General features: G+C 67.2%; 12 protein-coding genes and 1 tRNA gene. 1 reads left to right on the top strand and 12 read right to left on the bottom strand.

What is annotated here, in order from left to right; translation table 11 throughout:
* Positions 1 to 18 precede the first annotated feature (18 nt).
* The 5 genes from WG903_RS07840 to WG903_RS07820 form a co-directional block, all read right to left on the bottom strand.
* Positions 19 to 2,745 carry a TonB-dependent receptor plug domain-containing protein gene (locus WG903_RS07840; protein ID WP_340073991.1) on the bottom strand — a complete coding sequence of 909 codons (2,727 nt, stop codon included), beginning with the start codon at positions 2,743 to 2,745 and terminating at the stop codon, positions 19 to 21.
* 374 nt (positions 2,746 to 3,119) lie between these two features.
* Positions 3,120 to 3,788, bottom strand: a complete 669-nt coding sequence (locus tag WG903_RS07835) for an energy transducer TonB (protein ID WP_340073989.1) — start codon at positions 3,786 to 3,788, stop codon at positions 3,120 to 3,122.
* Positions 3,785 to 4,216, bottom strand: a complete 432-nt coding sequence (locus tag WG903_RS07830) for an ExbD/TolR family protein (RefSeq protein WP_340073987.1) — start codon at positions 4,214 to 4,216, stop codon at positions 3,785 to 3,787. Before WG903_RS07830 ends, WG903_RS07835 begins: the two co-directional genes overlap by 4 nt.
* A gap of 16 nt (positions 4,217 to 4,232) precedes the next feature.
* Positions 4,233 to 4,664, bottom strand: coding sequence for an ExbD/TolR family protein (locus WG903_RS07825; protein WP_340073985.1), 432 nt, complete (start codon positions 4,662 to 4,664; stop codon positions 4,233 to 4,235).
* A 38-nt stretch (positions 4,665 to 4,702) separates the two neighbouring features.
* On the bottom strand, positions 4,703 to 5,572 hold the full coding sequence (locus WG903_RS07820; RefSeq protein ID WP_340073983.1) for a MotA/TolQ/ExbB proton channel family protein: 870 nt from the start codon (positions 5,570 to 5,572) through the stop codon (positions 4,703 to 4,705).
* Between the two features lie 298 nt (positions 5,573 to 5,870).
* On the opposite strand from WG903_RS07820, the gene WG903_RS07815 reads away from it, so the two are divergent.
* Positions 5,871 to 5,946 (top strand) — tRNA-Thr (locus WG903_RS07815).
* A 110-nt stretch (positions 5,947 to 6,056) separates the two neighbouring features.
* On the opposite strand, the gene paaZ is transcribed toward WG903_RS07815, so the two are convergent.
* The 7 genes from paaZ to WG903_RS07780 form a co-directional block, all read right to left on the bottom strand.
* On the bottom strand, positions 6,057 to 8,087 hold the full coding sequence (gene paaZ, locus WG903_RS07810) for a phenylacetic acid degradation bifunctional protein PaaZ (RefSeq protein ID WP_340073981.1): 2,031 nt from the start codon (positions 8,085 to 8,087) through the stop codon (positions 6,057 to 6,059).
* Positions 8,088 to 8,090: 3 nt separating this feature from the next.
* Positions 8,091 to 9,179 carry a 1,2-phenylacetyl-CoA epoxidase subunit PaaE gene (gene paaE / locus WG903_RS07805; protein WP_340073979.1) on the bottom strand — a complete coding sequence of 363 codons (1,089 nt, stop codon included), beginning with the start codon at positions 9,177 to 9,179 and terminating at the stop codon, positions 8,091 to 8,093.
* A complete protein-coding gene (gene paaD, locus WG903_RS07800; protein WP_340073976.1) occupies positions 9,176 to 9,676 on the bottom strand; it encodes a 1,2-phenylacetyl-CoA epoxidase subunit PaaD in 501 nt (166 codons plus the stop codon). Before paaD ends, paaE begins: the two co-directional genes overlap by 4 nt.
* Positions 9,670 to 10,446: a 1,2-phenylacetyl-CoA epoxidase subunit PaaC gene (gene paaC, locus WG903_RS07795; protein WP_340073974.1), complete on the bottom strand. Its 777-nt coding sequence runs from the start codon at positions 10,444 to 10,446 to the stop codon at positions 9,670 to 9,672. The genes paaD and paaC overlap by 7 nt, the downstream gene beginning before the upstream one ends.
* Positions 10,447 to 10,453: 7 nt before the next feature.
* Positions 10,454 to 10,750, bottom strand: a complete 297-nt coding sequence (paaB, locus tag WG903_RS07790; RefSeq protein WP_340073972.1) for a 1,2-phenylacetyl-CoA epoxidase subunit PaaB — start codon at positions 10,748 to 10,750, stop codon at positions 10,454 to 10,456.
* Positions 10,747 to 11,754 (bottom strand): 1,2-phenylacetyl-CoA epoxidase subunit PaaA, encoded by a 1,008-nt coding sequence (gene paaA / locus WG903_RS07785; RefSeq protein WP_340073970.1) that lies wholly within the window; start codon positions 11,752 to 11,754, stop codon positions 10,747 to 10,749. Before paaA ends, paaB begins: the two co-directional genes overlap by 4 nt.
* A 102-nt stretch (positions 11,755 to 11,856) precedes the next feature.
* Complete coding sequence (locus tag WG903_RS07780; RefSeq protein WP_340073968.1) at positions 11,857 to 12,357, bottom strand: Lrp/AsnC family transcriptional regulator; 501 nt, start codon at positions 12,355 to 12,357, stop codon at positions 11,857 to 11,859.
* Between the last annotated feature and the right edge of the window lie 4 nt (positions 12,358 to 12,361).

The raw sequence follows: 12,361 nt of genomic DNA, 5'->3' as shown, positions 1-12,361 counted from the left end.
TTCGTTGGCGCGGGCTGCTTAGAAGCGAGCCGTCGCGTTGACGTACCACGTACGGCCGCGCGAGTCGTAGTAGCGGTCGTCGTAGCCGAACTGCTGGCCGCGGTTGACGCCACCCGTCGAGACGGCGAACGGCGGCTTGCGGTTGAACAGGTTCAGCGCACCGATGGTGAACGTGAACGTCTTGTTCATTTCCCACTGGGTCTGCCAGTCGAACGTGTAGTGCCACGGCACGTCGATGCGGACGTCTTCCGTGCCCGTCACGTTGCCGGCGGCGTCGAGGACTTCCACCGTGGTGGTGGCGTCCTTGTAGCCCGACTTGAAGTTCATCGCCAGCGTGTTCGTGAACGCGCCGGTCTTCAGGGCCGCGCTCGCACGGCCCTGCACGCGGAACGTCACGCCGCCCACGTTGTCGCCGTAGTCGCCGATGGCCGAGTAGTACGGGCCGTTGATGACCTGCTGGGCGACTTCACGCAGCATGTACGTCGCGTTGAACTTCATGTCCAGGCCGCCGAACGGCGTCTTGGTGCGCGAGCTGATGTCGAAGTCGATACCGGAGGAGTACGACTTGCCCAGGTTCAGGTTACCCGCGTTGAACGCGACGTAACGCTTGCCCGTGCCGACGTCGAGCGCCGAAGTCCACGAACCGGGGTAGGCCGTCGGGTCGAGGAACACCGACTGCTCCGGCAGCGTGCCGAACACGTCCTTGACGGCGACCCACCAGAAGTCCGCACCGGCCGACAGCCACGAGGCGGGCTCGACGCGGAAGCCGATGGTGGCCTGGCGCGAGGTCTCGGGCTTGAGCAGCGGGTTGCCACCGGCGACCACGTCGTACTGCTGGCTGCCGGGACGGCACTCGGCGCCGTTCGCGGCGGCGACGGCAGCAAGGCCGGCCGAGCAGGTGTACTTGTCGCTGGTGACGCCGAACGGCTGGGGAGCGGCGGCAACCTGCGGCACCGTCGGGGCGTGGAAGCCCGTGCCGACCGAGCCGCGGATCAGCGCCTGGGGCGACAGCTTCCAGCGGAAGGCGGCCTTGCCGTTGTCGGTGTTGCCGAAGTCGCTGTAGTTGTCGTGGCGCGCGGACAGCGTGACTTCCAGGTCCTTGATGATCGGGATCTGCAGTTCCGCGAACACGCCCCAGTTCTTGCGGTCGGCCGAGTACGGCACCGTCGCCGCGGCGTCGCCGAAGCGCTGGTCGCACTGGGTCGGGCCGCTGGTGGCGTTCGGGTCGCACAGCGTGCCGGCAACCGGGTCGGCCAGCAGGCCCTGCGCGAACAGGGACGGGGCCGACTGGAACTTCTCGCGGTTGTAGTTGACGCCGGCCGCCAGGGCGAGCGGGCCCGCCGGCAGCTTGGCAAGCTCGGTGGAGCCGCGCAGGTTCAGGGTGTCCAGCGTGGACTTGCCGCCGTTCCAGTAGCCGTTGTAGTTCACCGCCGCGATCGCCGCGTTGGCCGCGGGCGTCTGCTGGCCGGCCAGCACGAACGGGTTCAGCAGGCCCGACTTGCGCAGGTTCGAAATGGCCAGCGCGCCGGGGTAGCCGGAGACGTTGGAAGCGGCTTTCGACTGCGAGTGCGTGTAGAACGCGTCGTAGTCCCAGTTCTTGAACACCGTGCCCTTGATGCCGGCCACGAAGTCCATGAAGTCGGCCTTGTCGCTCGAGGTGCGCTTGCCGAGGTCATAGAGGCGGTAGAACGCGACCGTGTCCTGCGTGATGCCGATCGGCGCCAGGTACTGGCTGAACAGCGGCGAGGTGGTCGGGATCGCGATCGAGCCAGGCACCGGGGCGATGCGCGACGTCTGCTTGGACTGCGACATCAGCAGGTCGGCGTAGGCCTGGTGCGCGCCCAGGTTCATCGTGAACGACAGGAAGCCGGCGTCGCGCTTGCGGATCGGGAAGATCTCGAGTTCGCCGACGAAGTCGAAGCCGCAGAAGTCGTCCGAGCCGTCGATGACGCGGAAGGTCTTCTCGGGGCAGTTGCCGTTCGTGATCAGGTACGGGTTGACCAGGTTGCCGTTGTCGTCCACCACGTTGGCGGGGATCGGGCTGGCCGAGTACTGCTGGAAGCGGTAGTTCTTGCCGTTGGCCGAGAAGAACACGCGGCCGGTGCTCGCGTAGTCGCGCGAGGTAGACCGCAGCAGCGTGCGCTCGTCGTGCGCGTACGAACCCAGGATGTTCCAGCCGTCCTTGTCCAGGTCGCCGATGCCCTTGGTCACGCTGAAACGCGTTTCCTTGGCGCCGCCCTTGGGCGAGGAGTAGCCGACGGACACCTGGCCTTCGGTCGTGCCGCGCTTGGTGATGAAGTTGACCACGCCCGCAACCGCGTCCGAACCGTACAGGGCCGAGGCGCCGTCGGTCAGCACTTCGACGCGCTCGATGGCGGCGATGGGCAGCGCGTTCAGGTCGAAGCCCGCGGCAAAGCCGGTGAGCGTCTGGCCGCCGAAGATGGCCATGCGGTGGCCGTTCAGCAGCACCAGGGTGCGCGATTCGCCCAGGTCGTGGACGGAGATGCCGGAGAAGCCGAACGTCTCGCCGCCGACGGAAGCGGATTCGCCCGTCGAGCCCTGGATGGCCGGCAAGCGCTGCATCAGGTCGACGACCGAGGTCGCGCCGCTGCGCTCGATGTCCGCACGCTGGATCACGACGACGGGCAGCGCCGTCTCCGCGTCCACGCGGCGAATCGCCGAACCGGTGATTTCAACGCGCTCCAGCGAGGTCTGCTGCGCAAGGGTCTCCTGCGCTGCCAACATCGCCGCGGTGCCCCACAGCGCTGTGATCGCAGCGCGTGAGACAACCGACCTTCTAAACCTTTGTGTATCGGTTCTCATGAGTTCTCCAGACTTTTCCTGCCGAGATAAAGGGGCGAAGCCCTTGGGGCTCGCCCCGCAATGAGGACAGCGCACGAGCGTGAGACTCGTGGGTACCATCCAGCCGTCGTTTTTACACTCGTGACAAAGTGCCGTCACTTGAGAGTCACCCGAAAAGCGGCTGTTTGTTGCCCAAAAACATCGAAGAAAAATGGCCCTTCGAAGCGTCCTAAAACGGGCGCTTTACAGGGGACCAAAAAAGAAGCCCGCACAAGGCGGGCTTCGAGGGAAAACCAGAATTTCTATTCTGGTGCAGGCTACTCCTGCTTGAAGTTGAATTCCTGCGTCGCGACGATGTCACCGCCCGTCGTGGTGATGCATTTGTATTGCATCATCGCCTCGCGCACCGCGGCGTGGAAGATGCGCGGCCCCGACAGGATGTCGACGCTCACCACCCGGCCGTCACGGATGAGCGCCTGCGCCCTCACCAGGCCTGTGGTGCCGTCACGCAAGGCCTGCCTTGGCATCTCCGGCTTGGTCTGCGTCGGGCACGCGACCCCCATCTCCTGCCGGCCCGAAGGCGCGGGCGGGGCTGCGGGCGGCGGCGGCGGCGCGATGACCGGCGGGGCCGGCGGCGGCGTGGTCACCGAGGGGATCACCGGCGCGGACGTCTCCGGCGGCTTGACCTCCGGCGGCGGGATGAACGGCGGCGGCGGCGCCTCGAGCTTGGGCGTCGGCTTGACGATCTCCTTCGGCGGCGGCGGGGGCGGCGGCGGCGGGATGATCACTTCCTGGATCACCGCGGCCTCGAGCGGCTTCTTGATGATCTTCAGTGCGTCGCGCGCGGTGCCCGTGATGAGCGCCCACATGATGAGCGCGTGGATGGCGATCACCACGCCCCAGCCGATCATGCGGCGGGTCGGATCCTTCTGCCCGTACTTGCGGTGGTGCAGCGGGATGTTCTGGTTGGCGGCAGCGGCTGTCATTGGACGAACTGCTCATGGCCGATCACGGCCATCTTGGTGAGCCCCTTGCGCTTGGAGGTGGACAGCACGTTGGCGAACACCGCGTAGCTGCAGTCCTTGTCGGGACGGATCTGCACCACGGGCTGCGGGTTCATCGTCGCGACGAGCTCCATGTTCTGCTCGAGCTGCTGAGCGCTCACGGGCAGGCCCTGCCAGTACACGGTGCTCTTCTCGTCGATGTTGATCATCAGCTTGTCGGGCTCCACCTGCGTGGGCGGCGCGCCGACGGGCATCTCGAGGTTGACCGCGTGCAGCTGGATCGGGATGGTGATGATGAGCATCACGAGCAGCACCAGCATCACGTCGATCAGCGGCGTGGTGTTGATGTCCATCATGGGCTCCGGGTCACCGCCCTGGCCGAATCGCTTCGTCTTGGTTTGGGACTTCATGTCGTTCTCTTCCCGTTCAACCGCCCAGGGGCGGCGGCTCGGTGATGAAGGCCACCTTGGTGATGCCCGCGCGCTGGCACGCGAGCAGCACCTTGCCGACCCCGCCGTACTTGGAGGCGAGGTCGCCGCGGATCTGCACCTCGGGCTGCGGCTTCATGGTGGACACGCGCTTCAGGCGCTCGACGAGGAAGGCCTCGTTGGGCACCTTCGCGTCGTACCAGTAGATATCGCCCTGCGGATTCACCGAGATGATCACGTTTTCGGGCTTCGTTTCGCGGATCTCCACGCGCTCCTTCGGGAGCGTGACGGGGATCGACGTCGTCACCACGGGGATGGTGATCAGGAAGATGATCAGCAGCACCAGCATCACGTCCACGAGGGGCGTGGTGTTGATGGCGGACATGACCTCGTCTTCGTCGCCGGAGGCCGGGCCGACAGCCATTGCCATGGCTTGACTCCTGGTTGGTTGGAGTTTTCGGCTTGCGCTTAGGCGGCGCGGCCGGCCGAGCCCACGATGACGGCGTTGAGCTCGTCGGCGAACTCCCGCACTTCGTCCATCACGGCCTTGTTGCGGCGGGCGAGCCAGTTGTAGGCGAGCACGGCGGGGATGGCGACCGCGAGGCCGATGGCCGTCATGATCAGCGCCTCACCCACGGGGCCGGCCACCTTGTCGATCGACGCCTGGCCGGAAATGCCGATGGCCGTGAGCGCGTGATAGATGCCCCACACCGTGCCGAACAGGCCGACGAAGGGGGACGTGGAACCGACGGTGGCCAGGAAGGCCAGGCCGCTTTGCGTGTTGGCGTGGACGCGATCGACCGCGGCGGTGATGCTCATCGGGATCCAGTCGGCCATCGGGATGTGGCTCTTCAAGCCGCCGTGGTCGTTGGTGGCGGCGACGCCGGCTTCGGCGATGAAGCGGTAGGCGCTGTTCTTCTCGAGCGCGTTGGCCGCCGAGCTGACCGTCGGCTGGGCCCAGAACTTCTGGTCCACCGTGCGGGCGTGGCGGTTCATCTTCGACTGCTCGAGGAACTTGGTGATCAGGATGTACCAGCTGCCCGCCGACATGATCGCGAGGATCACGAGCACCGCGCGGGCGATGTTGTCGGAACCCTTCCACAGGGCTTCGATGCCGTAGGGGTTCTCCGTGGACGCCGCGGCAGGTGCGCCGCCGGCGGCGGCCTTCTGCGCGGAGGCCTGGGCCGCCGCGACGGCCGGGGGCGTGGCGGCGTCGCTGGCGACGGCGGCCGGTGCCGATGCGGGAGCGGCCTGCGCGTGCGCGGGGGATTGGGCGAGGAGAGCGAGGGGCAGCACCACGAGGGCGGCTGCGCGATGGAAGAAGGCCGAAGTCCGCAAGATGATTCCTTTGCTTTTGGGATTCAAAAGTCTTTAACGCTTTGGCAGCGGGTGGGTGCCAGAGCTCACTTGAACCGCGTGGCGCCCGGTAGGGCCCCCACCTTGTCCAAACCGACGAGTATAGATTGTCCGCAGCGTGCCAAATACCTCTGGCAGAGGTGGCGGACTCAGGATAAGTACCGATCCCGGGACCGCATCGCCGCCGAACCGGGCGGTTCGTCGCAAAAAGCGCGCCAAACCGCCGCAGCCGGGTGGCGCATCGCGCCACGCTATAATCGAAGGCTCAGAAAAAGAAGAGGCCGGTGTAGCTCAGTTGGTAGAGCAGCTCATTCGTAATGAGAAGGTCGAGGGTTCAAATCCTTTCTCCGGCACCACCCGACACCACGATTGCCAAGGGCGCGCACCGCAAGGTCCGCGCCCTTCGTCTTTGTAGCCCGGCAAGCGCGCGGGCGCACCTGTCCCGCGTCGCGTAGGCGGCAGTCGCTCAGGCGACCGGTCGCTTGGCCACCAGCGTGAGGATGTCGTAACTGGCGACGAGCTCGCCGGCCTGGTTGGTCACCTCGACGTCCCAGGCCACCACGCCCTGGTCCTTCTTCTTGTCGATCTTGCGCTTGGCCGTCAGGCGCGCCTGGATCGTGTCGCCGATGCCCACCGGCTTGACGAAGCGCAGGGTGTCCAGGCCGTAGTTGGCCAGCACGGGGCCCGGCGCGGGCGACACGAACAGGCCCGCGGCCGCCGACAGCACGAAGTAGCCGTGCGCGATGCGCTTGCCGAAGGGCGACTCCTTGGCCGCGATCTCGTCGAAGTGCATGTAGAAGTAGTCGCCCGAGATGCCGCCGAAGTTCACGATGTCGGCCTCGCTCACCGTGCGCCGGTGCGTGAGCAGCGAATCGCCGATGGCCAGGTCCTCGAAGTGCTTGCGGAAGGGATGCACGCCGTCCTCGTGGACCTTGGCGCCCCGCACGTGCTCGCGCGTGACCGCCGCGAGCATCGTCGGCGAGCCCTGCACGGCCGCGCGCTGCAGGTAGTGCTTGACCGCGCGCACGCCGCCGAGCTCCTCGCCGCCGCCGGCGCGGCCGGGGCCGCCATGCTTGAGCACGGGCAGGGGCGAGCCGTGGCCCGTCGACTCCGCGGCCGCCTCGCGGTCGAGGATGAGGATGCGGCCATGCGTCGCGGCGGCAGCGGGCACGAAGCGCGCGGCGACCTGCGGGTCCTTCGTGACCAGCGTGCCGACCAGGCTGCCCTTGCCCTTCGCGGCCAGGGCCAGCGCCTCGTCGATGTCCTCGTACGCCATCAGCGTGCTGACGGGGCCAAAGGCCTCGATGTCGTGCACGGCGGCGTCGGCCATGGGCTTGCGCGCGAGCAGCAGCGTGGGCGCGAAGAACGCGCCTTCGGCCACGCCCTCGCCTTTCGGGGCGAAGCCGTCGCGCTCGCCGAACACCAGCTCGGCGCTCTTCATCAGCGCCGCGACACGCGCCGCGACGTCGGCCTTCTGGTCGAGCGAAGCGAGCGCGCCCATGCGCACGTCTTCCAGCGACGGATCGCCGACCACCGTCTTCGCGAGCCGGGCCTTCAGGCGCGATGCGACTTCGTCCACGTACTTCTTCGGCACGATCGCGCGCCGGATCGCGGTGCACTTCTGCCCCGCCTTCACCGTCATCTCGCGCGCGACTTCCTTGACGTACAGGTCGAACTCCTCGTCGTCGGGCGTCACGTCGGGCGCCAGCACCGCCATGTTCAGCGAGTCGGCTTCGGCGTTGAACGGGATCGAACTGCGCACCACGTTCGGGTGCACGCGCAATTTCGCCGCCGTATCGGCCGAGCCGGTGAAGGTGACGACGTCGCTGCCGTCCAGGCGGTCCAATAGGTCGCCGGTCGAGCCGATCACGAGCTGAAGCGAGCCCTCGGGCAGGATGCCGGACTCGACCACCAGCCGCACCATGGCCTCGGTGAGGTAGCTGGTCGAGGTCGCGGGCTTGCCGATGCACGGCACGCCGGCGAGGAAACTCGGTGCGAATTTTTCGAGCAGGCCCCAGATCGGGAAGTTGAACGCGTTGATGTGCACGGCCAGGCCGCCGCGCGGCACCAGGATGTGCGTGCCCGCGAAGCCGCCCTTCTTGCCCAGCGCCATCGCCGGGCCTTCGTGCACGACGTTGCCCGAAGGCAATTCGTTCGTGCCCACGCTGGCGTACGCGAACAGCGTGCCGCTGCCGCCTTCGATGTCGATCCAGCTGTCGGTGCGCGTGGCGCCCGTGTGGGCGGAGACGGCGTACAGCTCCTCCTTGCGTTCGTTGAGGAACTTCGCAAGCGCCTTCAGGCGTTCGGCGCGCTGCTGGAAATCGAGCTTGAGCAGGTTGGGCACGCCGGCCTTGCGCGCGTGCTCCACGGCCTGCGCGAAATCGGGCTTCTCGCCATGCGTGCTCGCGACCGGCTTGCCGTTGACGGCGCTGCGCAGCTGCTGTGCGCCTTCGCGGCCGACCCACTGGCCGGCTATGTAACTTTGCAGGACCTTCATCGATTACCTTTCGTCGAACGACAGCACCACGCGTTCGGTCATGGGATGCGCCTGGCACGTGAGCACGAAGCCGTTGGCGACCTCGTTCTTGTCCAGCGCGAAGTTGCGCTCCATGCGCACGTCGCCCTCGATCACCTTGGCGCGGCAGGTGCCGCACACGCCGGACGTGCACGAGAACGGCACCTCCAGGCCCGCGGCCGATGCGCAATCGAGGATGCTCGGCTGGTCCTTGTGGAAGGTGATCTCGCGCTTGAGGCCGTCGCGGATGATGGTGATCCTCGCCTGCTCGGCGTCGCCGGGCCGCGCCTCGTGCACCACCGCGCCCACGGCGCCGGCCGCCTGTTGCGGCACGCCGAAGCGCTCGATGTGGATGCGCTCCTCGGGCACGCCGGCCGCGAGCAGCGCCGCTTCGGCCTCGTCGTTCATCTGGAACGGGCCGCAGATGAAGACGTGGTCGATCGTCGAGGCGGGAAGGAGCGCCTGCATGAACTCGCCCACCTTCTCGCGGTTGAGGAAGCCCATGTTGATCGGCGCGTCGGTGTGCTCGTCGGAGAACACGTGGTGCAGCACCAGGCGCGTCATGTACTTGTCCTTGAGGTTCTCGAGCTCCTCCTTGAACATGGTCGAGCGCAGGCTGCGGTTGCCGTAGATGAGCGTGAAGCGGCTTTGCGGCTCGCGCGCCAGCACCGTCTTCATGATCGACAGGATCGGCGTGATGCCGCTGCCGCCCGCGATGCCGACGTGGTGGCGGTGCGCCTGCGGCTCGATGGGCACGAAGAAGCGGCCTTGCGGCGCCATGACGCTGATGGTGTCGCCGGGCTGCAGGTGCTCGTTGATCCAGTTGGAGAACACGCCGCCCTTGACCTTGCGCACGCCCACGCGCAGCTCGCCGTCGTCGACGCCCGCGCAGATCGAGTACGAGCGGCGCATGTCCTCGCCCGCGATGTCCTTGCGCAGCGTGAGGTACTGGCCCTGCGTGAAGCCGAAGACCTCGCGCAGTTCGGTGGGCACCTCGAAAGTGACGACCACCGCCTCCTGCGTGTCGGGGGTGATCTTCTTGACGCGCAGGGGATGGAAGAGCGGTGTGCTCATAGCGGCTTGAAGTGTTCGAAGGGTTCGCGGCAGGAGAGGCAGCGGTACATCGCCTTGCATGCGGTGGAACCGAAGGCGGAGAGCTTCTCGGTGTGCAGGCTGCCGCAATGCGGGCAGGCGATCTTCTCTTCCGAGCGCCGGAAGATGCGGATGGGCGACGTGCCTTCGGGCAATGTCGGGCCCGGCGGGGCGATGCCGTACTCGCGCAGCTTGCGCTTGCCGTCCTCGCTGATCCAGTCGGTGGTCCACGCGGGCGCGCGGCGCAGCGTGGCGCGCGCGGGGCCGAGGCCTTCCAGGCGAATGGCATCGAGCACGTTCTTCTCGATCACTTCCGTGGCCGGGCAGCCGGAGTACGTGGGCGTGAGCACCACTTCCAGCTCCTCGCCGTGGTCGATCACGTCGCGCACGATACCGAGGTCACACACCGACAGCGCCGGCACCTCGGGATCGAGGACGCCGCCGAGCACTTCCCACGCGCGCTCGGTGCGGGTCACCATGTGCCCCCGGGGAAGGCGCGCTGCAGGTACTGCATCTCGGTGAGGATGAAGCCCATGTGCTCGCTGTGCACGCCCTGCTTGCCATTGGACAGGAACGGCGCCGTCGCGGGCACCTCGAGTTGCGCGGCGGCCAGGACAGTGCCCATCTCGGCGAGCCAGGCGTCCTTCAGGTCGCCCCAGCGGGGGCCCAGGCCCGATTGCGCAGCGGCTTCGTCGACGGCGTCGGAAGCGAAGAGCTCCGCGCCGAAGCGCCACAGGTCGTCCAGCGCGCGCTTCGTGCGCTGCTTCGATTCGTCGGTGCCCAGCGCGAGCCGCACCAGCCAGTCGGCCGAGTGCTGCTGGTGGTAGCGCGCTTCCTTGATCGCCTTGCCGGCGATGGCCGCCACTTCGGCATCGCTCGATTCCACGAGCTTGCCCCACAGCAGCTTGAAGAAGGTCGCCATCATCGTGTTGCGCACCACCGTGTACGCGAAGTCCCCGCGCGGCAGCTCGGCGATGGTCGCGTTGCGGAAGTCGCGCTCCTCGCGCAGGAACGCGAGCTGGTCCTCGTCATGGCCCGCGCCTTCGATCTCGCCGGCGCGCGTGAGCACGCCGCGCGCCTGCCCCAGCAGGTCCAGGCCGATGTTGGCCAGCGCGATGTCTTCCTCGAGCACGGGCGCGTGGCCGGTCCATTCGGTGATGCGCTGCGCGAGGATCAGCGCGGTGTCGCCGACGCGCAGGAGGTACTGGACTTGCGGGTCGCTGGAGACCCGGATGGAAGCTGCGTGCATCGTGCCCTCACATGTGATCGACGGACGGCGGCAGCTTGAAGAACGTCGGGTGCCGGTACACCTTGTCTTCGGCGGGGTCGAAGTACATGTCCTTCTCGCCCGGATCGCTGGCGACGATGTGGTCGGATCGCACCACCCAGACGCTGGTGCCTTCCTGGCGGCGCGTGTACACATCGCGCGCCATCTGGATCGCCATCTTCGGGTCGGCGGCGTGCAGGCTGCCGCAGTGCTTGTGGTCCAGGCCGCTCTTGCTGCGCACGAACACTTCCCACAGGGGCCATTCGTTTTGCGTGACGTCGCTCATGCTGCTTCCTTCATGGGTTCGCGGTTGGCGAAGGCGAGTGCCGCGTCGCGCACCCACTGCCCGTCGTCCCAGGCCTTCACGCGCGCGGCCAGGCGCTCGCGGTTGCACGGGCCGTTGCCGTTGACCACGTTCCAGAATTCGTCCCAGTCGATGGTGCCGAAGTCCCAGTGCTGGCGCTCCTCGTTCCACTTCAGGTCGGGGTCCGGCAGCGTCACGCCCAGCACCTTGGCCTGGTCCACGCATGCGTCGACGAAGCGCTGGCGCAGTTCGTCGTTCGACACGCGCTTGATGCCCCAGCGCATCGATTGCGCCGAGTTGGGCGACTGGTCGTCCGGCGGGCCGAACATCATGATCGACGGCCACCACCAGCGGTTCACCGAGTCCTGCACCATGTCGCGCTGGGCCTGCGTGCCCTTCTCCATCATGGTCAGCAGCGACTCGAAGCCCTGGCGCTGGTGGAAGCTTTCCTCGCGGCAGATGCGGATCATCGCGCGCGCGTACGGCCCGTAGCTGCAGCGGCAGATCGGCACCTGGTTCATGATCGCCGCACCGTCCACCAGCCAGCCGATCGTGCCGACGTCGGCCCAGGTGAGCGTCGGGTAGTTGAAGATCGACGAGTACTTGGCCTTGCCCGTGTGCAGCGCCTCGATCATCTGGTCACGCGACGTGCCGAGCGTCTCGGCCGCCGAATAGAGATAGAGCCCATGGCCGCCCTCGTCCTGCACCTTCGCGAGCAGGATGGCCTTGCGCTTGAGCGTGGGCGCACGCGAGATCCAGTTGCCCTCGGGCAGCATGCCGACGATCTCCGAGTGCGCGTGCTGGCTGATCTGCCGCACCAGCGTCTTGCGGTAGTGGTCGGGCATCGCGTCCTTGGGCTCGATGAATTCGCCGGCCGCGATGCGCGCCTCGAACTTCTCCTCGAGCGCGACGTCGGCGGCCGAGCGCACGGCCTTGGGCTTGGCCGCGCCGTCCTTGCCCATGGTGTCCATGGCCTGCGTGTACATATGAGTGTCTCCTGGGAGCCGGGGCGGTTTTAGGGAATTAACCGACCGGTCGGTCGGCGAATGATACGCCAGAAGTTCACCCCAGCGCAAGGAGCCAAGCGCTCAGCGGCGCTTGCGCGCCTGGGTTGCGGACTTGGGCACCTCGAACGGCAGCCGCGTCTCGCTCTTGATCTCCTTGAGCACGACGCTCGACCGCACGTGCGTCACGCCCGGCAGCTTGAAGAGCACCTCGTGCAGGAAGCTCTCGTAGGCCTTGATGTCGGGCACCAGCACCTTGATCACGTAGTCGGCCTGGCCGGTTGTCGCGTAGCAGCTCACGATGGGCGGGCAGGCGCTCACTTCGCGCTCGAAGCGCCGCACGTCGTCCTCGTTGTGGCGCGTGAGGTTGATCTCCGCCAGCACCGCCAGCGACAGGCCCACCTTCTCACGGTCGACCAGGGCCGTGTAGCCGCGGATCACGCCCGTGGCCTCCATCTCCTTGACGCGCTTCCACGCCGGCGTGCTCGACAGCCCGGCCGCATCGCCCAGCTGCTGCACGGTCTGGCGCGAATCGCGCTGCAGCTCCGAAAGGAGAATGAGATCGTGGCGATCGAGGGTATCCATGGAA

It is taken from the genome of Ramlibacter sp. PS4R-6 (assembly GCF_037572775.1).
GTDB lineage: Bacteria > Pseudomonadota > Gammaproteobacteria > Burkholderiales > Burkholderiaceae_C > Ramlibacter.
This window is presented reverse-complemented; position numbering and strand designations above follow the sequence as displayed.